The organism is Streptomyces sp. NBC_00076 (assembly GCF_045041235.1).
Classification (GTDB): Bacteria; Actinomycetota; Actinomycetes; order Streptomycetales; family Streptomycetaceae; genus Streptomyces.
Window position 1 is genome coordinate 2,107,477 of the sequence record NZ_CP108242.1, and the last position, 22,512, is coordinate 2,129,988.

General features: G+C 71.1%; 18 protein-coding genes. 7 read left to right on the forward strand and 11 right to left on the reverse strand.

Annotated features, from left to right (window positions below; genetic code table 11):
• Window positions 1–77 precede the first annotated feature (77 nt).
• Entirely contained in the window at window positions 78–923 is an 846-nt protein-coding gene (locus tag OHA64_RS09685) for a siderophore-interacting protein (protein WP_405610887.1), read from the forward strand.
• An 11-nt stretch (window positions 924–934) separates the two neighbouring features.
• Here OHA64_RS09685 and OHA64_RS09690 read toward each other — a convergent pair whose 3' ends face one another.
• The 3 genes from OHA64_RS09690 to OHA64_RS09700 form a co-directional block, all read right to left on the reverse strand.
• Window positions 935–1,711 (reverse strand): ABC transporter permease, encoded by a 777-nt coding sequence (locus tag OHA64_RS09690; RefSeq protein WP_405610890.1) that lies wholly within the window; start codon window positions 1,709–1,711, stop codon window positions 935–937.
• On the reverse strand, window positions 1,708–2,736 hold the full coding sequence (locus OHA64_RS09695; RefSeq protein WP_405610893.1) for an ATP-binding cassette domain-containing protein: 1,029 nt from the start codon (window positions 2,734–2,736) through the stop codon (window positions 1,708–1,710). Before OHA64_RS09695 ends, OHA64_RS09690 begins: the two co-directional genes overlap by 4 nt.
• Before the next feature lie 183 nt (window positions 2,737–2,919).
• The gene (locus tag OHA64_RS09700) at window positions 2,920–3,540 is read right to left on the reverse strand and encodes a PadR family transcriptional regulator (RefSeq protein ID WP_405610896.1); all 621 of its coding nucleotides are present in this window, start codon (window positions 3,538–3,540) and stop codon (window positions 2,920–2,922) included.
• Between the two features lie 305 nt (window positions 3,541–3,845).
• Between OHA64_RS09700 and OHA64_RS09705 the strand changes: the two genes are divergently transcribed.
• Window positions 3,846–5,378, forward strand: coding sequence for an amino acid permease (locus OHA64_RS09705; RefSeq protein WP_405610899.1), 1,533 nt, complete (start codon window positions 3,846–3,848; stop codon window positions 5,376–5,378).
• Window positions 5,379–5,426: 48 nt separating this feature from the next.
• Here the strand turns inward: OHA64_RS09705 and OHA64_RS09710 are convergent, their stop codons facing one another.
• Window positions 5,427–5,942: a hypothetical protein gene (locus tag OHA64_RS09710; RefSeq protein ID WP_405610901.1), complete on the reverse strand. Its 516-nt coding sequence runs from the start codon at window positions 5,940–5,942 to the stop codon at window positions 5,427–5,429.
• A 137-nt stretch (window positions 5,943–6,079) separates the two neighbouring features.
• On the opposite strand from OHA64_RS09710, the gene OHA64_RS09715 reads away from it, so the two are divergent.
• Window positions 6,080–7,087, forward strand: a complete 1,008-nt coding sequence (locus OHA64_RS09715; protein WP_405610904.1) for a pseudouridine synthase — start codon at window positions 6,080–6,082, stop codon at window positions 7,085–7,087.
• On the opposite strand, the gene OHA64_RS09720 is transcribed toward OHA64_RS09715, so the two are convergent.
• From OHA64_RS09720 to OHA64_RS09745, 6 genes are all read right to left on the reverse strand, one after another.
• On the reverse strand, window positions 7,081–8,604 hold the full coding sequence (locus tag OHA64_RS09720; RefSeq protein ID WP_405610907.1) for a cytochrome P450: 1,524 nt from the start codon (window positions 8,602–8,604) through the stop codon (window positions 7,081–7,083). The genes OHA64_RS09715 and OHA64_RS09720 overlap by 7 nt on opposite strands.
• Window positions 8,605–8,677: 73 nt before the next feature.
• Window positions 8,678–9,298: a GTP-binding protein gene (locus tag OHA64_RS09725; RefSeq protein ID WP_405610910.1), complete on the reverse strand. Its 621-nt coding sequence runs from the start codon at window positions 9,296–9,298 to the stop codon at window positions 8,678–8,680.
• Complete coding sequence (locus OHA64_RS09730; RefSeq protein ID WP_405610913.1) at window positions 9,279–9,737, reverse strand: DUF742 domain-containing protein; 459 nt, start codon at window positions 9,735–9,737, stop codon at window positions 9,279–9,281. The genes OHA64_RS09725 and OHA64_RS09730 overlap by 20 nt, the downstream gene beginning before the upstream one ends.
• Complete coding sequence (locus tag OHA64_RS09735; protein ID WP_030672479.1) at window positions 9,734–10,141, reverse strand: roadblock/LC7 domain-containing protein; 408 nt, start codon at window positions 10,139–10,141, stop codon at window positions 9,734–9,736. The genes OHA64_RS09730 and OHA64_RS09735 overlap by 4 nt, the downstream gene beginning before the upstream one ends.
• A complete protein-coding gene (locus OHA64_RS09740; protein ID WP_405610917.1) occupies window positions 10,138–11,733 on the reverse strand; it encodes a sensor histidine kinase in 1,596 nt (531 codons plus the stop codon). Before OHA64_RS09740 ends, OHA64_RS09735 begins: the two co-directional genes overlap by 4 nt.
• Window positions 11,734–12,051: 318 nt before the next feature.
• Window positions 12,052–12,687, reverse strand: coding sequence for a TetR/AcrR family transcriptional regulator (locus OHA64_RS09745; protein ID WP_405610920.1), 636 nt, complete (start codon window positions 12,685–12,687; stop codon window positions 12,052–12,054).
• Window positions 12,688–12,962: 275 nt separating this feature from the next.
• Here OHA64_RS09745 and OHA64_RS09750 point away from each other — a divergent pair, with 275 nt between their 5' ends.
• Genes OHA64_RS09750 through atzF form a run of 4 tightly spaced genes read left to right on the forward strand, consistent with a single transcriptional unit; the run spans window position 12,963 to window position 19,625 of the window.
• The gene (locus tag OHA64_RS09750; RefSeq protein WP_405610923.1) at window positions 12,963–13,787 is read left to right on the forward strand and encodes an urea amidolyase associated protein UAAP1; all 825 of its coding nucleotides are present in this window, start codon (window positions 12,963–12,965) and stop codon (window positions 13,785–13,787) included.
• Window positions 13,784–14,413 (forward strand): urea amidolyase associated protein UAAP2, encoded by a 630-nt coding sequence (locus OHA64_RS09755; RefSeq protein WP_405610926.1) that lies wholly within the window; start codon window positions 13,784–13,786, stop codon window positions 14,411–14,413. The genes OHA64_RS09750 and OHA64_RS09755 overlap by 4 nt, the downstream gene beginning before the upstream one ends.
• Complete coding sequence (locus OHA64_RS09760; protein ID WP_405610929.1) at window positions 14,410–17,943, forward strand: 5-oxoprolinase/urea amidolyase family protein; 3,534 nt, start codon at window positions 14,410–14,412, stop codon at window positions 17,941–17,943. The genes OHA64_RS09755 and OHA64_RS09760 overlap by 4 nt, the downstream gene beginning before the upstream one ends.
• Window positions 17,944–17,957: 14 nt before the next feature.
• Window positions 17,958–19,625, forward strand: a complete 1,668-nt coding sequence (gene atzF, locus OHA64_RS09765) for an allophanate hydrolase (protein WP_405610932.1) — start codon at window positions 17,958–17,960, stop codon at window positions 19,623–19,625.
• Here atzF and OHA64_RS09770 read toward each other — a convergent pair.
• Window positions 19,607–22,414: a DEAD/DEAH box helicase gene (locus OHA64_RS09770; RefSeq protein WP_405610935.1), complete on the reverse strand. Its 2,808-nt coding sequence runs from the start codon at window positions 22,412–22,414 to the stop codon at window positions 19,607–19,609. The two genes, atzF and OHA64_RS09770, sit on opposite strands and share 19 nt — an antisense overlap.
• Window positions 22,415–22,512: the final 98 nt, after the last annotated feature.

The following is a 22,512-nucleotide window of genomic DNA, read 5'->3' on the forward strand; positions in this document are numbered from 1 at the left end:
GGTCTCCCGCATGAGGACCTTCCACCCGGGGAGATGCTAGCTTAGGTTAGCCTAACTATAGGATCAGGGAGGCCGCCATGGCAGAACGACCGGGACGCAAGCCGCGCACACCGCACACCGCGCAGGTCATCCGTACCGAACGGCTGACTCCCCATATGCAGCGCGTGGTGCTCGGCGGCGAGAGCCTGTCCGAGTTCTCGCCGGACGGCTGCACCGATCACTATGTGAAGTTGCTCTTCCCGGCCGGAGGGGCGACCTACCCGGAGCCCTTCGACCTGGAGCGGATCCGCGCGGAGTTCCCGCGTGAGCAGTGGCCGGTGACCCGGACGTACACCGTGCGTGCCTGGGATGCCGAACACCGCGAGCTGACGCTGGACTTCGTGATCCACGGCGACGAGGGTCTCGCCGGCCCCTGGGCACTGCGGGTGCAGCCGGGCGAGACGGTCCGGTTCATGGGCCCGGGCGGCGCCTACGCCCCGGACCCGAGCGCCGACTGGCATCTGCTCGTCGGCGACGAGAGCGCGCTGCCCGCGATCGCGCGGTCCCTGGAGGCGCTGCCGGCCGGCGCCCGGGCCCATGCCTTCGTGGAGGTCTCCGGGCCGGAGGAGGAGCAGAAGATCGACTCCGACGTGGAGGTCGTCTGGCTGCACCGCGGCGAGCGGCCCGTCGGCGAGGCACTGGTCGAGGCCGTGCGGTCGCTGGAGTTCCCGGAGGGCCGGGTGCACGCGTTCGTGCACGGCGAGGCGCACTTCGTGAAGGAACTGCGCCACCTGCTCCGCGTCGAGCGCGGGGTCGCGCGCGAGGACCTGTCGATCTCCGGCTACTGGCGCCGGGGCCACAACGAGGACGGCTGGCAGGCCTCCAAGCGGGACTGGAACGCGCGTATCGAGGCCGAGCAGGAGGGCGCTTCCACGCCCTCCTGACCCGAGGCGGGCTATACCGACCGCTGATAGGAGCGGAAGGTACGGATCGACAGCCATACCGCGGCGACCGCCAGCGCGAGCAGCGCGCCGCCCCGGCTGAGCACGTCGCCCCAGTCCGGATCCCCCGACATCGCCGAACGGCCCGCAACCATCGCCCAGTCGAGCGGGTTGAAGTCGGCGATGTGGCGCATCCAGGACGGCATCTGCGCGGGCGCCATGAAGGCGCTGGACAGGAAGGTCAGCGGGAGCAGCAGGAAGGTGTTGATCCCGATGATCGACTCCCGCTCCCGCACCAGCATGCCCAGGGCGTTGGACAGCGCCCCGAAGACCGTGCCGAGCAGCACCGCGGCGAACACCAGGACGGCGATCCCGCCGATGCCGCCGGGGTAGTCGGCGCCGCCCAGCAGCCCGAGCAGGACGATGATCACCGACTGGAGGGCGGTGACCAGGCCGTTGTTGACGACGTTGCCGTTCATCAGCGCGGCCCTGCTGACCGGTGTGGTCAGGAAGCGGTTGAGCGTGCCGCGCTGGATCTCGTCCAGTGTGGTCATCCCCGCCCACATGTTGGAGCCGAGGGCGCTCATCACCACCACGCCCGGCACCAGGTAGTCGAGGTACGAGGTGGTGCCGAAGCCGCCCAGTTCGACGACGCCCTTGAAGAGGTTCCCGAACAGGAAGAGCCAGATCACCGGTTGGACGAGGGTGATCACTGCGAACGCGGGCTGCCGTACGAACACCATGAGTTGACGCTGCGTCATGTACCAGGTCTGGGAGACGGCGGTGCTCATCGCGCACCTCCCGCGAGGACGAGGCCCTCGTCGCTCTCGCGCTCGGCCCCGGTGTCCGCCTCGGCGTAACGGCGGCCCGTGTACCGCAGGTAGACGTCGTCGAGGGACGGGCGGGCGACGGTCGCGGTGGCGACGCCGACGCCGGCTCGTTCGAGTGCCCCGAGCAGCGCGGGGGTCGCGGCGGCCCCGTCGTCGGCGCGGACACTGACGCGGTGCCCGTCGACCAGGACCTCGTGCACGCCCGGCAGTCCGCCGAGAGCGCTCTTCAGCAGCGTACGACCGGCTTCGCCGACCGCCGCGCGCAGTTCCACATGGACCGCGTCGCCTCGGAGTTCGCCCTTGAGGGAGTCGGGAGTGCCCTCGACGACGACCCGGCCACGGTCGACGATGGCGACGCGCTCGGCGAGCCGGTCGGCCTCCTCCAGGTAGTGCGTGGTGAGCAGGATGGTCAGACCCTCCTCCCCGGCCAGGCGGCCGATCTCGTCCCACATGGCGCCGCGGGCCTGCGGATCGAGGCCGGTGGTGGGCTCGTCGAGGAAGAGCACCTCGGGCCGGTGCACCAGGCCGAGGGCGACGTCGAGGCGACGCCGCATGCCACCGGAGTAGCCCTTCACCGGGCGCCGGGCCGCGTCCGCGAGGGTGAAGCGCTCCAGCAGCTCGTCGGCCCGGCGACTGAGCGCGGCACCCCTCAAGCCGTAGAGCCTGCCCTGGAGTTGGAGGTTCTCGCGGCCGGTGGCGGAGGGGTCGGCGCCGGAGTTCTGGTTGACCACGCCGATCGCGCGGCGCACTTGGTCGGGGTGGCGCAGCACGTCGTGGCCGGCGACGGTGGCGGCGCCCGAGTCGGGGCGGGCCAGGGTGGTGAGGATCTTGACGGTGGTGGACTTTCCGGCGCCGTTGGGGCCGAGGAGTCCGAAGACGGTGCCCGCTCGGACGGTGATGTCCAGGCCGCTCAGCGCGGTGACGTCACCCGGGTACGTCTTCACCAGTTGGCGCGCCTCGATCGCGGGCGCGGAAGTACTGCTCATGTCGACTGCTCTCTCTGGGATGAGCGAATGTGGTCGCCGATCCGCGTGAAGAGCGCCGGGCTATCCTGGGTGTGCCGCACCTCGATCGCCTGGAACTGCCTCACGGTGGATCCTGTTCGGGGTTCGAAACCCTGGCGGGGCTGCTCCAACAGCCCTGCCGGGGTTGTTCTTCTCAGGTGCTCGTCAGGTGAAGTCCGGTGGCCACTCCCCCGTCTCGTGGAGCCGCCGCCACTGCGCGACGCCCGGCAGCGACTCCGTCCTGATCTCCTCCAGGAGACCGCGCACCCACTCCGCCTGCGCCTCGGCCATGTGCAGCTGGTACTCGCTCTCGACGAGGAACAGCCGCGGCAGCGTCTCGCGGAACTTGTCCAGCACTCCCCGCCCGCCCGCCACCTGCACCTCCAGGGCGTCCAGCCGCTCCTTCAGCAACCGAACCACGTCGTCGGGCGGCAGCGCGCCCAGCAGCGAGAGGGCGGTCTCGAAGATCGGGAACTCCTTCACCGGGACGGCGACGAGGTCCGACAACCACTCGGTCATCTCCTCACGGCCGGCCTCGGTGATCCCGTACACCGTGCGCTCGGGCCGGTTGCCCTGCCGCTCCACGTCGGTCACCTCGACGAAGCCGTGCTTCTGGAGGTTCTGCACCACGGTGTACAGCGAGCCGTAGTTGATCTTCGTGCTGGCGTCCTTGCCCTGCTGGCGCATGGTCTGCGCGATCTCGTACGGATGCATCGGCTTCTGCCAGAGCGTGGTCAGCACAGTCAGGGCGAGCGGATTGCTCAACTTGCGGCGCCTCGCGGGCATGACAACCTCCTCGCTCCCGAATATCCGTCGCCGAACATATCGTGAACCACCCTCAAGCGCAATAGACACGATGTATCGCGATTGAGCTAGGACGGCAAGGGCGTGAGCACTTGGGACCGATGCGGACATGACCGCGTGACGCGGCCGAAACAGCCCGTCCCTAATTTCTGTCACCCGACAGGAATTGCGGCTGCTTCTGCTCCCGCGTTCGCTCCTCTCCAGCTCTCCTCCGCCCTTCTCCGCTCTTCTCCGCTCTCCTCCGCTCTCCTCCGCTCCGCTCCTTCGCGCCGAAGGCAGGTGCCGCCGTGACGACAACCGCCCCCTCAGACGTACGCCCCGATCCGCCAGAATCCTCCGCTGACCGCTCCCTCGCGGAGTTCGGCTACCGCCAGGAACTGCACCGCAGCCTGGGCCGGTACGCGTCGTTCGCGGCCGGGTTCTCCTTCATCTCCGTCCTGACCACCGTCTTCCAGTTCTTCGCCTTCGGGTACGCGTTCGGCGGCCCCGTCTTCTTCTGGACCTGGCCGGCCGTGCTGCTCGGGCAGCTGCTGGTGGCCGCCTGTTTCGCCGAGCTGGCCGCGCGTTATCCGATCTCGGGCGCGATCTACCAGTGGTCGTCGCGTCTGTCGAACCTCACCTTCGGCTGGTTCGCCGGCTGGATCATGGTGATCGGGCAGATCGTGGTGGTCGCGGCGGCCGCGCTGGCGCTGCAGTTGGTGCTGCCGGCGATCTGGTCCGGCTTCCAGCTGATCGGCACCGACACGGCGGTCACCTCGGCGGACGGCGCGGCCAACGCGGCCGTCCTCGGCGTGATCCTGCTGGCGCTGACCACACTGGTGAACATCCTCGACAACCGCGTGATGTCGTTGATCAACCGCGTCGGCGTCACCGCCGAGATCATCGGCGCGGTGCTGATCATCGTCCTGCTGCTGACCCACTCCGAGCGCTCCCCCGGCATCACCTTCCACACCGGGGCCGCCGCCCAGTCCGGCCTGTTCGGGGCCCTGATGGTGGGCTCCTTCGCGGCGGCGTACGTGATGATCGGCTTCGACAGCGCGGGCGAGATGAGCGAGGAGACACACCACCCGAGGCGCACCGCGCCCCGCACCATCCTCGTCGCGCTCGGCGCGGCCGGGCTGCTCGCCACCCTGATCGTCCTCGGTGGACTGCTCGCTGCTCCGAGCCTGACCGACGGGCACCTGTCCGTCGACGGCCTGAGCTACGTCCTCACCAGCAGCCTGGGCGACGGCGTGGGCCGGGTCCTGCTGGCCGACGTGGTGGTGGCGATCGCGGTGGCGACCCTCGCGATCCAGACGGCGGCCTGCCGCATGCTCTTCTCGATGGCCCGCGACGGCCGGCTCCCCTTCTCCGCCCAGCTCGCGAAGGTCAACCCCCGTACGGGCATGCCGAGCGCCCCGGCCTTGGTGGTAGGCGTCCTCGCGGCTGTCCTGCTGCTGCTCAACTTCGCCTCCCCGGACGCGTTCCTGGCCATCGGCACCACCTGCATCGTGATGCTGTACCTGGCTTACGCGATGGTCACCGGCCCGCTGCTGGTCCGCCGTCTGCGTGGCGAGTTCGCCGTCGAGGGCACGGACGAGACCGGGACCAAGCTCTTCTCCCTCGGCCACTGGGGCGTCCCGGTCAACGCCCTCGCGCTCCTCTACGGCCTCTTCATGACGGTCAACCTGGCCTGGCCGAGGGCCGCGGTGTACGACCCGACGGGCGGGCACTGGTACTTCCAGTGGTTCACCGTGCTGTTCCTCCTGTTCACCGTGGGCGCGGGAGTCGGATACCGGGCCTGGGCACAGCGAGGACAGGCGGCTTCGGACGGTCGATGAGTCGCCCTGTCCACGCTCCGAGGCGGCGGGGAGGGCGCCCCGCCGGCCTCACAGCTTGCCGAAGATCACCCCGCGCCAGGTCCAGCCCGACTTGAGCACGATGTTCCGCAGCGGGTCACGCAGTTCCGCGCTGTCGAAGCGGAACGTCTCGGTCGCTTCGAACCGGCCGCTCTCCCCCCGCTGGACCGTCAGGCGGCGGGACACGGTCCGGTCCGGCCCGCGCGTATACCTCCCCGAGGTCTTGAGCCTCGGCGGATTCCCGACCCGGGTGACCTCCCACCCTTCCTCGAGGACCCGGACCTCGTGACGCTCCTGAACCAGACGCAGCCCGATCCGGACATCGCGCGTCAGCTGTGACTCGATGAAGAGGGTCTGCCAGGCGGGCTCCGCCACCCGCCACCGGGCCACCAGGTCCGCGGCCTCGTCCGCGGCGCCTTCGCGGATGACGTACGGGACGTCGGGCCGGTTGAGGCCGAGCAGGGCCGTCCGCACCTCCTCGGCCGGGGCCGGTGCGACCCCGTCGGCGGGATGTCTGGTTCCGGTCAGCTTGTCGAAGAGTCCCATCGCGTCAACCTATGAGCGGGCGGGTCGCCGGTGCAACGTCCGTCCCTTGGGTCGGCCGTCCGGCGAGAAGCCGCAGGGCGGGGCCCTCCCATGACGGAGCGGGTGGCGGCGCCGTCGGCCTCGTACGCTTGGTCCTGATGCGACGAAAGACACGGATCCCGCCCTCTCCCCTGCCGCAGCGCGACGGGGTCGATCCGGTGCGGGTGCGGCTGCCCGTGGAGGGGCCCTGGGCCACGGTGCGCGAGCATCTGGTGGAGCGGCTCGCGGCCGAGGCCGGTGTCGTCGAGGGGATGTTCGACACGGGCCGGGTCGTCGGGGCGGACGGCCGGGCGGTGGCCGCGGACGCGACGTACGTGCCGGGCATGTTCGTGTGGTTCCACCGGGAGCTGCGCCCCGAGGTGCCGGTGCCGTTCCCGGTGCGGATCGTCCACCGGGACGAGCACATCGTCGTCGCCGACAAGCCGCACTTCCTGGCCACCACCCCGCGCGGCAGCCATGTCACCGAGAGCGCGCTCGCCCGGCTGCGCAGGGAGCTGGGCATCCCCGCACTCGGCGCCGCGCACCGGCTGGACCGGCTCACCGCGGGGCTCGTGCTGTTCACCGTACGGCCCGAGGAGCGGGGCGCCTACCAGTCGCTGTTCCGCGACCGGCTGGTGCGCAAGGAGTACGAGGCCGTCGCCCCGTACGCCCCCGAGCTCGCCCTGCCCCACACCGTGCGCAGCCGGATCGTGAAGGAACGCGGGGTGCTCGCCGCCTACGAAGTGCCCGGTGAGCCGAACGCGATCAGCCACGTCGCACTCGCCGAGCGGCCCGGTGACGGCAGTGGCACCGGTGGCAGCGGCAACGGCCCAGGCGGCGAGCACGGGCTCGCCCGGTACCGGCTGGTCCCCGCCACCGGGCAGACCCATCAGTTGCGGGTCCACATGAACACGCTCGGCGTGCCGATCCTCGGGGACCCGCTCTACCCGGTGGTGGCCGACCCCGGGCCGGCCGGTGACTTCCGGCGACCGCTCCAACTACTGGCGCGGGTCCTGGAGTTCACCGATCCGGTCACGGGGGTGGAGCACCGGTTCCGGAGCGGGCGGGCCCTTGAGGCCTGGAGGTCGTACGACGGGTGGGCCGCCGGGTGGGCCGCCGGTCAGTAGCCGCGCCACCAGCGCAGGAAGCGGCGCCAGGCGCCCTGCGGGCGGGCCGGTTCGGGCGTCGGGGCGGGCCGCGGCGCGGCGGCGGTCGGCTGCGGTGCCGGGAGTGGTGCCGACTGCGGTGCCGACTGCGGTGTCGGCTTGGCCCCGGGCGCGGGTGCGGGCTCCGGCTGATGGGTGCCGACCTGCCATGTGTTGCGCTGTGACGGAATCGGCAGGTGGCCCGGCTTGAGCAGGACGTCCTGCGGCGGCTTCGGCGCGAACCGCGACGGCAGTTCCACCAGGTGGCGTGAGGACATCGACTCGGTCCAGGTCAACTCGTCCTCGGTACAGTCGAGTTCGACGTCCGGCAGCCGCATCAGCAGCGCGTCCACGCCGGTGTCGGCGATGGCGCGGCCGATGTCCTGGCCGGGACACTCGTGCGGCCCGCCGCCGAAGGCGAGGTGGGAGCGGTTGCCCTGCATATGGGCGGCCAGGTCGGGACGCACCCGGGGGTCGACGTTGCCCGGCGCGATACCGAAGAGGAGCCCGTCACCCCTGCGGATGCGCTGACCGCCCAACTCCGTGTCCTGCTTGGCGAAGTAGGCGAAGATCGAGCTGAACGGCGGCTCGTCCCACAGGGACTGCTCGACCGCTTCCGGCACCGTCATCTGACCGCCGTTGAGCTGGGCGCGGAAACGCGGGTCGGTGAGCACCATGCGCAGCACGTTCGCGATGAGGTTGGCGGTGGCCTCGTAAGCGGCGATCAGCACCAGTCGCAGGTGCTCTCGGACCTCGTCGTCGGAGAGCCGCGCCGGGTGGGTGATGAGGTAGCTGGTGAAGTCCTCCTCGGGCCGGGCTCGACGGCGTGCGGTGAGCCGGCCGAGGGCGTCCATGATGTACGCGTTGCTGGCGATCGCGGTCTCGGTGCCCCGGAGCATGTCGCGGGCGGCCTGCACGATGCGGTCGTTGTACTCGTCGGGCATACCGAGGATCTCGCACATCACGGCCATCGGCAGGTGCTCGGCGAACTGGCTGACCAGGTCGGCGGTGCCCTCCTCGCAGAACCGGTTGACCAGGCGCTGGGTGTGGCGGTTGATGTGCCGGCGGATGCCGCGGGGGTCGATCGTCGAGATGGCGCCGTTGACCGCGCCGCGCAGCCTGAGGTGTTCGTCGCCCTCGACGTGCGCCGCGATGGGCTGCCAGGCGATGTGCGGCATCAGCGGGTGGTCGGGCTTGACCATGCCGTCAAGGAACGGGGTCCAGATGCGGCTGTCCCGGCAGAACTGCGAGGGCGTGCGCACCATGTGCAGGTTCTCGGCGTGCCCGAGCACCGCCCACATCGGCACGTCGTCGTGGAGCAGCACGGGTGCCACCGGGCCGTGTTCGTCCCGGAGTTGTTCGTACAGGGCGCTGAGGTTCTCCGCCTCGGGGCCGTAGAGCCGGCGCAGTCCTCCGGGGCCGCGGCCGTGGGCGGGGCAGCCGGGCGGCGGGGCGAGGCCGGCGTCCGTACCGGCCGGGGAGTGGGATTCAGGCGTCACAGTGATCGCTCCGAAGTGGATCCGGTGTCTGGGTCTGGGTGGCGGGCGGGCCGGTGGGGGGCGGGTACGGCGGTCACTTCAGCGCGCCCGACATCGCGAGGGAGTGCAGGAAACGCATGAGGGTGAGCAGGGTGTCCCGGCTGGAGGCACGGCGGCGCGCGTCGCACTCGACGATGGGGATGTCCTCGCTCAGGTCGAGCGCGGTGCGCAGTTGGTCAATGGCGTAACGGGGCCCGTCCGGGAAGGTGTTGACGGCGACCACGAACGGCACACCGCGTTCCTCCAGGCGCCCCATGACGTCGAAGCTGACCTCGAGCCGACGGGTGTCGATCAGCACGACCGCGCCCAGCGCCCCCTCGAACAGGCCGTTCCACAGGAACCAGAAGCGTTCCTGCCCGGGGGTGCCGAAGAGGTACAGCACGAGCTGTTCGCTGATGCTGATGCGGCCGAAGTCCATCGCCACCGTGGTGGCCGTCTTGGTCTCGGAGCCGTAGTTGTCGTCGACGCCGACGCCGGCCTGCGTCATGGTCTCCTCGGTGGTCAGCGGTTTGATCTCGCTGACCGAGCCGACCATGGTGGTCTTGCCGACCCCGAAGCCACCCACGATGACGATCTTCACCGCCGCCTGGGCCGTGTGCGGGAGGTGGTCCTCCGCTCGTGGACCTGTGAGGGTGTCAGAGTTTTTGAAGTCCATGCATCACCGCTTCGAGAAGGGATCGGTCGGCCAGCGCCTTGCGGATGACCGGGGCGCGCGCCGTCACCATTTCGGCGGTCAGCAACTCGCTGACCAGCACGGTCACCACGCTGAACGGCAGGCTCAGATAGGCCGACAACTCGGCCACGGACAGCGGGGCCGTGCACAGCCGCAGCAGCGCCGCCTGCTCGGGCGTGGCGGAGGCCGGCGGGTCGGCGCTCGCCACGATCAGCGTGACCAGGTCGAGGTCGGTGCGGACGACGCCGTCCGGTCCGGTGATCACGTAGAGCCGCTCGGGGTTCTTCTTCTCCGCCTCGGGCGCCTGCTGGTCGTCCGGCGCGTGCGTCGGATCGGCGTCCGGCAGGGGCTGCGGGGCAGGCCCGGAATACGGCTCGGGCTCCTGCTTGGGGTATCGCCGTCGGCGTTGCGGAGGAATCATACGGTCTGCCCGTTGCGCCTCGGCGGGCTGGTGAGATGCGCGCCGATCCGGATGACCAGGTCACTCATGCGGGCACTCATGTAGCCCGGTTCGGCACGTACGTCGGACAGTACCGCGAGATAGGCGTTGGGGCCGGCGGCCATCAGGTAGAAGTAGCCGCCGTGGATCTCGATGAGGACCATCTTCATCTCGCCCTCGCTGCCCGGGATCTCCTGGGCGACGGCTCCGGCCAGGCTCTGCAGGCCCGCGCAGGCCGCGGCGACGCGGTCGGCGGTGTCCGGGTCGCCGCCGTGGCGGGCGATGCGCAGGCCGTCGGCGGAGAGCACCACGATCATCTGGATGCCCGGTACGCCTTTGGCGAGGTCCTGGAGCATCCAGTCGAAGTTGCCTCGCTGCTGGATCACTTGAGGTCCCCCTCGTCATCGGCCTCGACGTGGGCCGGTTCATTGGTCGGCTGGGTGAATGCGGTGGAGGACGGGCGCTTGAGTCCGTCGAAGAACGCCTGGACCCACAGGCCCGGCGGGGGCTCGGGCGCCTTCTCCTCGGGCTCGGGTTCGGGCTCGCGCCGGGCGGTCGACCAGATGGTCGGCCGGCCCTCCCGTTCGGCCTGCTCGATCGCGGCCTGTTCGGCGTACCGCTGGGTGAGGGAGGTCTTGACCCGGCTGCGGCGCTGCGGCAGTCCGTTGGCGGTCCACTCGGTGACCTCGGGGACGTCGTCCTCCGCGGAGACCGGAGTGACGAACTTGGGGCTGGTGGGGCGACGCGTCTTGATCGTGCGCTTGGGGCCGGGAAGGGCCCCGAGTTCGGGCTGGGGCACGGCCGTGGCGCCGATGCCGTGCGCGAGTCCGACGCCGGGCTCGGTGGTGAGCATGTCGCTCGGCACGACGAGGATGGCCCGGACCCCGCCGTACGCGGAGGCGCGCAGCGAGACCTGCATGTCGTACGTCCGGCAGAGCCGGCCGACGACGGCGAGGCCCAGACGGGGGTCCTCTCCGAGGTCCTGCAGGTCGACGCCCGCCATGGCCCGCTCCAGCATGCCCTCGGCACGGGCGCGGGCCTCCTCGCTCAGGCTTACGCCGGCGTCCTCGATCTCGATGCAGACACCGGTCTGCACCTCGGTGGCGGTGACGTGCACCTTGGTCTGCGGCGGCGAGTAGCGGGTGGCGTTGTCGAGGAGTTCGGCGGCCGCGTGGATGACGGGTTCGACGGCGGTGCCCTTGACGTTGACCTTGGCGATGGAGGACAGGTCGATGCGCCCGTACTCCAGGATCCGGGACATGGCGCCACGCAGCACGCTGTAGAGCGCCACGGGCTCGGGCCACTGGCGGCCGGGGCGGCCGCCGCCGAGGACCGAGATGGAGTCGGCGAGCCGGCCGATCAGCGCGGTGCCGTGGTCGAGGCGCAGCAGGTCGTTGAAGACCTCGGGGTTGCGGCCGTGGTCCTCCTCCATCTCCCGAAGTTCGTTGGCCTGCTGGTGGACGATCGCCTGGACGCGGCGGGCGATGTTGACGAAGGAGCGCTGCGCGGCATCGCGCATGACGTCCTCGGTGTCGACGACGGTGAGCAGCTTCTTGAGCAACGACAGTTGCGCTTCGCGAAGTTCGCGCCACGCGGGTTCGTAGTCACCGAGGTGGCTAATCACCTCTCCGGGGGAATTCCCGCCGCGCAGCAGCTCGAGCGCGGTCGGCAGGATCTCCTTGGCGAGGCGGGTCATCTCCTCGTCGTGGGCGGCGACCCGTTGTTCCAGATACACGCTGTGACGGGCCTGGTCCGCGCTCCGGGCGCGCAGGGTCCGGCCGCGGCGGATCGCTTCGGCCGCTGTCGCGATCACCAGCAGTGTGGCGACGGCGCCGCACCAGCCGACAGCCGTCCGGGCAGGCGCCGTCACCAGTGCGACGGCGCCCCCGGTCGCCGCGGCCATCGCTATGGCGGGCAGCAACAACACGCGTGCGTACGGGAGTTCACGGCGTCCTGGAGGAGTTTGAACACTCACCATGTGGGCCCTCTGAGACAAGTCGGCGGGGTGTCGGGGGAGCTTGCGGGGGGGAACGTCATGGATATGTCGGGATCTTCGTCTTGTTTGGGAACAGGCGCACGAATACGCATCAACTCGGTGCGCTGCGGGCGAGCTTAGTCCGACCGGATCATCGTCGTGTCATATTCAGAGAGCACCTGAAACCGGGCATACGAGGGGAGTACGCTCGAACCCATTTGCACGCTGGGGTTCCATTCGTACACGGTGTGTCACGACGACCAGGTGTGCGAAAACACTCACCGTGACGAGTTACGTGTCCGTGCGCCGCAGCTCGTCGGCTCAGACCCCGACGATGCGCAGGGCCGCGTCCGCCGTCGCCTCCGCGAACACCGAAACGGGCCGCTCGGGGTCGGAGCGGTGGACGAGGATGACGCCCTCGATGAGCCCGAACACCAGGTCCGTGCGGAGGTCGAGCGCACTCTTGGCGAGCGCGCCACCGGCCGCCGTCGCGGCGATCAACTGCCGGTAGGCGTCCTTGAGTTCGGCCCGCACGGCATGGAAACCGGCGAACCGCTCGGCACGCACCTCAGGCAGCAGATAGAGGCCTCCGAGGTTGTGCGTCCCCCCGCAGAGCACTTCCACGTCGCCCCGGCACAGCTCCCACAGCCGATCCTCGGCCGGGACCGTGTCGTCGGCGAGGAGCTCCCGGGCGTAGGCCAGTGAGGGCGTGACCGTGGACTCCAGGAGCTGGGCGAGCAGCTCCTCCTTGCCGGAGACATAGTGATACATGGACGCCTGGCGCATGCCGGCGCGTTCGGCGACCGCCCTGGTGGAGGTGGCCCCGTAGCCGAGGGTGGTGAACAACTCCGCGGCGGCCGTGAGGAGTTCCGCACGTGGCTCCAGCCCGCTGTCCGGCCGCTGCGCGGCTCGTGGCCGGCCGACCCGTCGACCCGGTTGTGCACCCGCTGTCCCCATACGGTCGATCCTCGCACACCACACCCCTCGGCGATCTTCGTGAGGGCCCGGTAACCGAGCGGCAACGCGGCGGCAACGCCGGTGACGCGCCTCGCGCCTAATTTCTGTCGAGCGACAGAAATTAGGGCCGGGCAACACACGCCCCCTTGGCAGGACCCAGTGACAGCCCTCGGAAACAGGCCCCGAAAACGGGCCCGGCAACAAGACGGACCTGGTGCCAAGACCTGGTGAGTGACCTGGTGACAAGACCGCACCCCGGAGCCGGAGGTCCCGCGATGGCGACAACGACCACTTACGGAGCCCGCGCCCATGCGCGTGCCCAGGAGGGCACCCGCAGCGAGGCGATGCCCGTCGTCCCGGCCGGGGACTGGCCGGCCCCGCCCTGCGAGGCCGGCCACCTGGTATGGGCCGAGACCGTCGCGGGCGGCAACTACACGCACCGGGTCCTGGCCCGCGGCACCGAGCTGCGTCTGACCGACCTGCGCGGCGACGCCTGCGCCCATCTGCTCCTGTACGCCGCCGACCGGCCCTGGGAGCGGCTGAACGTCGCCGACACGGTGAAGGTCCAGTGGAACGCGTACCTGGGCCAGGGTCAGTTGCTGCTGTCCGACCAGGGCCGGGTCCTCGCCTCGGTGATCGCCGACACCTCCGGCCGGCACGACGCGCTGTGCGGCACCTCCACGCTCGTCCGCAACACCGAGCGGTACGGCGACGGCACCCCGCAGAGCCCCTCCCCCGCCGGCCGCGAGCTGTTCAAGCTGGCGGCCGCGAAGAACGGCCTTGAACCGCGCGACCTGCCACCGTCGCTCTCCTTCTTCCAGGGCGTGGAGGTACGCGAGGACGGCGTCCTCGACTTCACCGGCTCTGCGGGCCCCGGCGGCAGCGTGACGCTGCGCGCCGAGCAGGACGTCACCGTGCTGATCGCGAACGTGCCGCACCCGACCGATCCGCGCCCCGAGTACGTCAGCACCCCGCTGGAGGTGCTCGCCTGGCGCGCCGAGCCGACCGGACCGGGCGACCCCCTGTGGGACGCCGGCCCCGAGGGCCGTCGCGCCTTCCTCAACACCACCGAATTCCTCGCCGCGAGGGGGCTCGCATGAGCACGCGCCCGGACCTGAAAGCACGCACCACCGTCGTCGCGGCCCGCGCCGCCTGGTCGTCCGTCGTCCGTGCCGGCGAGACGCTCACCATCACCGACCTGCACGGCAACCAGGCCGTCGACTTCCTCGTCTACGACGCCCACGACACGTCGGTCCGCTACAGCGCGCCCGACACGATCCACGCGCAGGGCGGCATCTTCCTGACCACGGGCAGCGTGCTGATGTCCAACGAACACACCCCGCTGATGACGGTGACCGACGACCAGGTGGGCCGCCACGACACGGTCGGCGGCGCCTGCTCCAAGGAGTCGAACACCCTGCGCTACGGCCACCACACCTGGTCGCAGCACGCGTGCGTCGACAACTTCCTCGCCGAGGGCGCCAGGTACGGGCTCGGCAAGCGCGACCTCGTCTCCAACATCAACTGGTACATGAACGTGCCGGTCGAGAAGGACGGCACGCTCGGCATCGTGGACGGCATCTCGGCGCCGGGACTCACCCTGACCCTGCGCGCCGAACGCGATGTCCTGGTGCTGGTCTCCAACTGCCCCCAGATCAACAACCCCTGCAACGGCTTCGAGCCGACGGCGGTGGAGATGACGATCACCGAGGCGGAGGCGGCATGACCTTCGACACGCTGCTGGTCGCCAACCGGGGAGAGATAGCGGTCCGGATCATCCGCACGGCCCGTGAACTCGGCCTGCGCACGGTCGCCGTGTACTCCGACCCGGACCGCCGCGCACCCCATGTCCGGCTCGCCGACGAGGCCGTACGGCTCGGACCGGCGCCCGCGAAGGAGTCGTACCTCGACGCCGACCTGGTGCTGCGGGCCGCGAAGGACACCGGCGCGGGCGCGATCCACCCCGGCTACGGATTCCTGTCCGAGGACGCGTCCTTCGCGCGCCGCTGCGAGGACGCCGGGATCGTGTTCGTCGGCCCGACGCCGGAGCAGTTGGAGCTGTTCGGCGCCAAACACACGGCCCGGGCCGCCGCCCAGGCCGCCGGGGTGCCGCTCGCTCCCGGCACGGGGCTCCTCGCCTCGCTCGACGAGGCCCTCGACCGGGCCGCGGTCATCGGCTACCCCGTCATGCTCAAGGCGACCGGCGGGGGCGGCGGTATCGGTATGTCGGCCTGTCGATCCGCCGACGAACTCGTCGACGCCTGGGAGCGGGTGCAGCGCGTCGCCGCCGCCTCCTTCTCGTCCGCCGGAGTCTTCCTCGAGCGCCTGGTCGAGCACGCCCGCCATGTCGAGGTGCAGGTCTTCGGCGACGGCGACGGCCGGGTGGTCACCTTCGGCGACCGTGACTGCTCCCTCCAGCGTCGCAACCAGAAGGTCCTGGAGGAGGCCCCGGCCCCAGGACTGCCTGCGCACACCCGTGAACGGCTCGCCGCATCCGCGCGCGACCTGTGCGCGTCGATCGGCTACCGCTCCGCCGGAACCGTCGAGTTCGTCTACGACGCCGCCCGCGAGGAGGCGTACTTCCTGGAGGTCAACACCCGCCTCCAGGTCGAGCACCCGGTCACCGAGGAGATCTACGGCGTCGACCTGGTCGCCTGGATGCTCCGCCTGGCACGCGGCGAGAAGGACGTCGTGCGCGAGCCGGGCGCACCCCGCGGCCACGCCGTCGAGGCCCGCCTCTACGCCGAGGACCCCTCCCGCGAACACCGTCCCGGGGCGGGCCTGTTGACCCGGGTGGAGTTCCCGCCGGGCGTCCGCGTCGACAGCTGGGTGGAGACGGGCACCGAGGTGACCACGTCGTACGACCCGATGCTCGCGAAGGTCATCGCGTACGGCCCCGACCGGGCGCACGCGTTGCGGCGGCTGGACGAGGCACTGGCCCGCACCCGCGTCGACGGCATCGAGACGAACCTGGGCCTGGTACGGGCGGCGCTCACGGACCGGGACTTCCGCGCCGCCACCCACTCCACGGCGACCCTGACCGGGGTGAATGACCCGACCCCGCGCATCGAGGTCGTCTCCGGCGGCACCCTCACCACCGTGCAGGACTGGCCCGGCCGCACCGGGTACTGGCAGGTCGGCGTTCCACCGTGCGGCCCGATGGACGACCGGTCCTTCCGGCTCGGCAACCGCGCGCTCGGCAACGACGAGAGCGCGCCGGGGCTCGAATGCACCCTCCAGGGGCCGGTGCTGAGGTTCACGCACCCCACCACCGTGTGTGTCACGGGCGCGCCCGCCGCGGTCACCGTGGACGGTACTGCGGTCGCGCGGTGGGAGCCACTGACGGTGCCCGCGGGGGCGGTACTCGAGGTCGGCGCGCCCCTTGAGCACGGCCTGCGGACGTATGTGCTGTTCGCCGGAGGACTGGACGTACCCGCCTTCCTCGGCAGCGCGAGCACCTTCACCCTGGGCCGCTTCGGCGGACACGGCGGCCGCGCACTGCGCACGGGCGACGTCCTGCACGGCGGGACGGTGACCGCGGGCGCCGAACCGGCGGCCGGGGCCGGCCCCGTGCCGCTCGACGACCGACCGGACTTCACCGCCGTATGGCACGTAGGCGCCGTCGAAGGCCCGCACGCCGCACCGGAGTTCTTCACCGAGGACGACATCCACGACTTCTACGCCGCCGACTGGAAGGTCCACTTCAACTCGGCCCGCACCGGTGTCCGCCTGGTCGGCCCGAAGCCGCGCTGGGCCCGCACCGACGGCGGCGAGGCGGGCCTGCACCCGTCCAACATCCACGACACCCCGTACTCCGTCGGTGCCGTCGACTACACCGGCGACATGCCGGTGCTGCTCGGCCCGGACGGCCCGTCGCTCGGCGGCTTCGTCTGCCCGGCGACGGTGCTCAGCACCGAGCGCTGGAAACTGGGCCAGCTGCGACCGGGCGACACGGTGCGCTTCGTGCCGGTGGACGTGTCCGGCGGACCCCGCACGCCCATCGTGGACGGCGGCATCCTGGCCCGGGACGGCGATGTGACCTACCGCCGCAGCGGCGACGACAACCTGCTCGTCGAGTTCGGCCCGATGCAGCTCGACCTGGCGCTGCGGATGCGCGTCCACGCGCTGATGGAGAGCGTGGCCGCGCGGGGCCCGGAGGGGATCACCGACCTCACCCCGGGCATCCGCTCACTCCAGATCCAGGCCGACCCACGGCGCCTCGCACAGCACGAACTCCTGTCCGCGGTACGGGAGATCACCGCTTCCCTCCCCCCGAGCGACGAACTCGTCGTCCCCTCCCGCACGGTCCACCTCCCCCTCTCCTGGGACGACCCGGCGACCCGCGAGGCGATCGCCCGCTACATGGCGGGCGTCCGCGACGACGCGCCCTGGTGCCCGTGGAACATCGAGTTCATCCGCCGCGTGAACGGCCTGGAGTCGGTGGACGACGTGTACCGCACGGTCTTCGACGCCGAGTACCTCGTGCTGGGCCTGGGCGACGTCTATCTGGGCGCCCCCGTGGCCACCCCGCTGGATCCCCGCCACCGTCTGGTGACGACCAAGTACAACCCGGCACGCACCTGGACGGCGGAGAACTCCGTCGGCATCGGCGGGGCGTATCTGTGCGTCTACGGCATGGAGGGCCCCGGCGGCTACCAGTTCGTGGGCCGCACGACCCAGGTGTGGTCGGGCTGGCAGCAGCGCGGCGCGTTCGAGCCGGGTTCGCCCTGGCTGCTGCGCTTCTTCGACCGGATCAAGTGGTATCCGGTCGACGCGGACGAGCTGGTCGACCTGCGCGCCGACATCACCTCCGGCCGGTTCGTGCCCCGCATCGAGGAGGGCACGTTCTCGCTGGCCGAGTACCAGGCCTTCCTGGCCGAGAACGCCGGGTCCATCGCCGGGTTCAGGTCCCGGCAGCAGACCGCCTTCGCCGCGGAGCGGGACGCGTGGGAGGCGGCGGGCGAGTTCACCCGGGCGGAGGCGGCGGCCGCACCGGCCGCTCCCCCGGCCGAAATCACCGTCCCGCCCGGCGGGCGCCTGGTCGAGGCCGAGTTCGCCGCCTCCGTCTGGCAGCTGAACGTCGAGCCCGGCGACGAGGTGTCGGCAGGTCAGCCGCTGCTCGCCCTGGAGGCGATGAAGATGGAGTCCCGAGTGCACGCGCCGATGGACGGCGTGGTGGCTCAGGTCCTGGCCAGGACCGGGGACCAGGTGGAGGCGGGGACGGCGCTGGTCGTCCTGGTCCCGGCCGCGAACTGAAAGAGGAACAAGCAATGTCCAGCACTCTCTCCCGCGTCCGCGCCGCCTACGCCCGCGTCGAGGCCGTGGACCGGCCCGAGATCTGGATCGACCTCCGCCCACGGGCTCAGGTCGAGGCGGAGGCCCGGAGGATCGACGAGCTCGTCGCCTCCGGCGTTCGACTTCCGCTCGCCGGGCGCCTGTTCGCCGTCAAGGGGAACATCGACGTGGCCGGGCTGCCCACCACCGCGGGCTGCCCGTCGTACGCCTACCGGCCCGACGCCGACGCGCCGGTCGTCGCCCGCCTCCGCGCGGCGGGCGCCGTCGTCCTGGGCACCACGAACCTGGACCAGTTCGCGACCGGGCTGGTCGGCACCCGCTCCCCGCACGGCGCCGTACGGAGCGCGCACGACCCGGCCAGGATCAGCGGCGGCTCCAGCTCCGGCTCGGCCGTCGCGGTGGCCCTCGGCATCGTCGACTTCGCGCTGGGCACCGACACCGCGGGCTCGGGCCGCGTCCCGGCCGCCTTCAACGGCATCGTCGGTCTCAAGCCCACCCGGGGCCTGGTCCCGCTCACCGGCGTGGTCCCGGCCTGCGCCTCCCTGGACTGTGTGACGGTCTTCGCCCGCACGCTCCCCGAGGCCGAGCAGGCCCTGGCCCACATGGCGTCCCCGCCGGACCGCGACCTCCCTCCGCTCCCCCAGCGCGCCCCGGGCCCCTGGCGCGTCGCCGTCCCCGCGCGGGAACAGCTCGGCGAGCTGGACGAGGGCTGGGCGAAGGCCTACGAGGCGGCCGTGGACCAGCTCGTCACCGCGGGCGCCACGGTGCGGGAGATCGACCTCGGCCCCTTCACGGAGGCCGCGGCGATGCTGTACGAGGGCGCCTTCGTCGCCGAGCGCTACACAGCGGTGGGGAGCTTTGTCGACAAAGCTCTGGCCGCGAACGACCCCTCCCTCGACGCCACCGTCGCCGGCATCATCACCCGGGCCCGGGACATCCCGGCCCACCAACTGTTCGCCGACACCGATCGCCTGGCCGTCCTGCGCACCCGGGCGCTGGCCGCGCTCGCCGACGCGGACGCCCTGCTGCTGCCCACCGCCCCCGGCCACCCCACCCTCGCCGAGGTGGCCGCCGATCCCCTGGGCTCCAACGCCCGCCTGGGCCGCTTCACCAACTCCACCAACCTCTTCGACCTGGCCGCGGTGGCCGTCCCGGCGGGTGAGGCGAACGGCCTCCCCTTCGGCGTCATGCTGATCGGCCCGGCGTTCACGGACGAACGCCTGGCCACGATCGCCCGGCTGCTCCAGCCGCAGACACAGCTCGCGGTGGTGGGGGCACACCTGTCGGGCCAGCCCCTCAACCCGCAGCTCCTGTCCCTGGGCGCCCGTCTGGACCGCACGACCACCACGGCCCCGGTCTACCGCCTGCACGCGTTGGCAACGACCCCGCCCAAGCCCGGCCTGGTGCACGTGGGCGAGGGCGGCGCGGCGATCGAGACGGAGATCTGGCGCCTCCCGGCAGAGGGCCTCGGCCGCCTACTGGCCGCACTCCCCCGCCCGATGGCCCTGGGCAGCGTGCACCTGGCGGACGGCACCCACGTGCCGGGCTTCCTCTGCGAACCAGAGGCGCTCACCGGCGCGGAGGACATCACCCAGTACGGCGGCTGGCGTTCCTACCTGGACCGTCATCCCACGGACGAGTAGGCGACCACTCCCCGCAGCAGCCCGTCGACCGCCTTACGCGCGTTCTTCGCCACCGTCGAACCTCCGGAGGGCGCCGCGGCCGAGATCTGCCCCAGCACGTCGATCACCTGCTTGCACCATCGCACAAAGTCCCCCGCGGGCATCTCCGCCTCACGCAGCACCTCGTCGAGGCCCTTCCCGGACGACCACATGTACGCGGCCCAGGCGAACCCGAGGTCGGGCTCGCGCTGCCCCACGCCCTCGCTCTGGGTGATCCGGAACTCCTCCTCCATGGCGTCCAGGCGCCCCCAGATCCGCACCATCTCGCTGAGCGCGGCCTTGGCCTTGCCCGAGGGCAGCTTCGGCGCCATCGCGTCGTCGCCGGCGCGGGACGCGTACACCAACGCGGAGACACACGCGGCGAGTTCGGCCGGGCCGAGGCCCTCCCACACGCCCGCGCGCAGGCATTCGCTGGACAGCAGGTCGAGCTCGCCGTACAGCCGGGCGAGCCGCTTGCCGTGCTCGGTTACCTCGTCACCGCGCAGGTAGTCCAGCTCCGTCAGCAGCGCGACGATGCGGTCAAACGTACGGGCGATCGTGTTCGTACGGCCCTCGATGCGCCGCTCCAGCTGTGAGGTGTCCCGCAGCAGCCGGTGGTATCGCTCGGCCCAACGGGCGTGGTCCTCACGGTCGCTGCAGCCGTGGCAGGGGTGCGCCCGGATGTCGGTGCGCAACCGGGCGATCTGCCGGTCGTCGGCGGCCTGGGCGCGCTTCTTGCGAGCCCGCTCCGGCGGGATGTGCCCGGCCTTGGTGCGCAGCGCCGAGGCGAGGTCCCGACGGGACTGCGGTGAGCGCGGGTTGAAGGACTTCGGGATCCGCATCCGCTCCAGCGGTTCGACGGGCACCGGGAAGTCCATCGACGCGAGCCGCTTGACCTGCCGCTCGGCGGTCAGCACCAGCGGGCGCGGACCGTCGTGGTGCTCGAAACCGCGGTGGCCGTTGGACCGTCCGGCCGACAGCCCCGGGTCAAGGACCAGCGCGAGGCCCGCGTACTTGCCGGTCGGGACATGGATGACGTCACCCGGCTTGAGCTTCTCCAGCGCGACGGCGGCCTCGGCGCGCCGCTGGCTGGCGCCCTGCTTGGCCAGCTCGGTCTCGCGGTCCTTGAGTTCACGGCGCAGTCGCGCGTACTCCTCGAAGTCGCCGAGGTGGCAGGTCATGGAGTCCTTGTAGCCCTCCAGCCCCTCCTCGTTGCGCTGCACCTGCCGGGAGATCCCGACGACCGACTTGTCGGCCTGGAACTGCGCGAAGGACGTCTCCAGGAGCTCGCGCGAGCGGTGCCGGCCGAACTGTTCGACCAGGTTGACCGCCATGTTGTACGACGGCTTGAAGCTGGAGCGCAGCGGATAGGTGCGGGTGCCGGCCAGCCCCGCCAGGTGGTCGGGGCTCGACCCACGCTGCCACAGCACCACCGCGTGGCCCTCGATGTCGATGCCACGTCGGCCCGCACGCCCGGTCAACTGGGTGTACTCACCCGGTGTGATGTCGGCGTGCTGCTCGCCGTTCCACTTGACGAGCTTCTCCAACACCACCGACCGCGCGGGCATGTTGATGCCCAGCGCGAGTGTCTCGGTCGCGAACACGGCCTTCACCAGGCCGCGTACGAACAGTTCCTCGACGACTTCCTTGAAGGTCGGCAGCATGCCCGCATGGTGGGCCGCGATACCGCGCTCCAGGCCTTCCAGCCACTCGTAGTACCCGAGGACGTGCAGGTCCTCGTTGGGGATGGAGGCCGTGCGCTCCTCGACCAGGGCACGCACCTTCTCCCGCGCCTCGTCGTCGTTGAGCCGAAGGCCCGCGTACAGGCACTGCTGTACGGCGGCCTCGCAGGCGGCGCGGCTGAAGATGAACGTGATGGCGGGCAGCAGGCCCTCGGCATCCAGCCGTTCGATCACCTCGGGCCGGCTCGGTGTCCAGATCCGCGAGCGCTGTCGGCGCTCGCGCTCCCGGTCGGCCTCGCGCATGGCACGGCCCCGCCTGCGGTCCTGGTAGGACGGGCGCTGCGCCTCCATGCGGGCCAGCCGCGTCAGGTCGGGGTTGACGGCCTTCTTCTGGCCCTCGCCCTCCTCGAACAGGTCGTACATCCGCCGCCCGGCGAGCACGTGCTGGAACAGCGGCACGGGCCGGTGTTCGGAGACGATCACCTCGGTGTCGCCGCGGACCGTGTCGAGCCAGTCGCCGAACTCCTCGGCGTTCGACACGGTGGCCGACAGCGAGACGAGGGTGACCGACTCGGGGAGGTGGATGATCACTTCCTCCCATACGGCGCCACGGAAGCGGTCGGAGAGGTAGTGCACCTCGTCCATCACCACGTAGCCGAGGCCGAGCAGGGTCTGCGAGCCCGCGTACAGCATGTTCCGCAGCACCTCGGTGGTCATCACGACCACCGGGGCGTCGGAGTTGACGCTGTTGTCGCCGGTGAGCAGGCCCACCTTGTCCGCGCCGTACCGGCGGCAGAGGTCGGCGTACTTCTGGTTCGACAGTGCCTTGATGGGTGTCGTGTAGAAGCACTTCTTGCCCTGCTGGAGGGCGAGGTGGACGGCGAACTCGCCGACGATCGTCTTGCCGGATCCGGTGGGCGCGGCCACCAGGACGCCCTTGCCCGCTTCGAGCGCCTGACAGGCCTCGATCTGGAAGGGGTCGAGGCCGAAGTCGTACATCTCGCGGAAGTCGGCTAGCGCGGTGGCCTGCTCGACAGCGCGCCTACGTGCTGCCGCGTACCGCTCGGCCGGTGAGAGGTCCTCTGTCATCGTGCTTTCGAGCGTACCGGGCCCCACTGACAACGGACGATCATTATCCGGATCCGGATCCGGCCGCCAACCGGGTGACGGCGACATAGGACCTCAAC

Bases quoted from the DNA above. Each gene is read 5' to 3' on its own strand.
- OHA64_RS09685 (WP_405610887.1), top strand. From the start codon at position 78: ATGGCAGAACGACCGGGACGCAAGCCGCGCACACCGCACACCGCGCAG.
- OHA64_RS09690 (WP_405610890.1), bottom strand. From the start codon at position 1,711: ATGAGCACCGCCGTCTCCCAGACCTGGTACATGACGCAGCGTCAACTC.
- OHA64_RS09695 (WP_405610893.1), bottom strand. From the start codon at position 2,736: ATGAGCAGTACTTCCGCGCCCGCGATCGAGGCGCGCCAACTGGTGAAG.
- OHA64_RS09700 (WP_405610896.1), bottom strand. From the start codon at position 3,540: ATGCCCGCGAGGCGCCGCAAGTTGAGCAATCCGCTCGCCCTGACTGTG.
- OHA64_RS09710 (WP_405610901.1), bottom strand. From the start codon at position 5,942: ATGGGACTCTTCGACAAGCTGACCGGAACCAGACATCCCGCCGACGGG.
- OHA64_RS09715 (WP_405610904.1), top strand. From the start codon at position 6,080: ATGCGACGAAAGACACGGATCCCGCCCTCTCCCCTGCCGCAGCGCGAC.
- OHA64_RS09725 (WP_405610910.1), bottom strand. From the start codon at position 9,298: ATGGACTTCAAAAACTCTGACACCCTCACAGGTCCACGAGCGGAGGAC.
- OHA64_RS09730 (WP_405610913.1), bottom strand. From the start codon at position 9,737: ATGATTCCTCCGCAACGCCGACGGCGATACCCCAAGCAGGAGCCCGAG.
- OHA64_RS09740 (WP_405610917.1), bottom strand. From the start codon at position 11,733: ATGGTGAGTGTTCAAACTCCTCCAGGACGCCGTGAACTCCCGTACGCA.
- OHA64_RS09745 (WP_405610920.1), bottom strand. From the start codon at position 12,687: ATGGGGACAGCGGGTGCACAACCGGGTCGACGGGTCGGCCGGCCACGA.
- OHA64_RS09750 (WP_405610923.1), top strand. From the start codon at position 12,963: ATGGCGACAACGACCACTTACGGAGCCCGCGCCCATGCGCGTGCCCAG.
- OHA64_RS09755 (WP_405610926.1), top strand. From the start codon at position 13,784: ATGAGCACGCGCCCGGACCTGAAAGCACGCACCACCGTCGTCGCGGCC.
- OHA64_RS09760 (WP_405610929.1), top strand. From the start codon at position 14,410: ATGACCTTCGACACGCTGCTGGTCGCCAACCGGGGAGAGATAGCGGTC.
- atzF (WP_405610932.1), top strand. From the start codon at position 17,958: ATGTCCAGCACTCTCTCCCGCGTCCGCGCCGCCTACGCCCGCGTCGAG.
- OHA64_RS09770 (WP_405610935.1), bottom strand. From the start codon at position 22,414: ATGACAGAGGACCTCTCACCGGCCGAGCGGTACGCGGCAGCACGTAGG.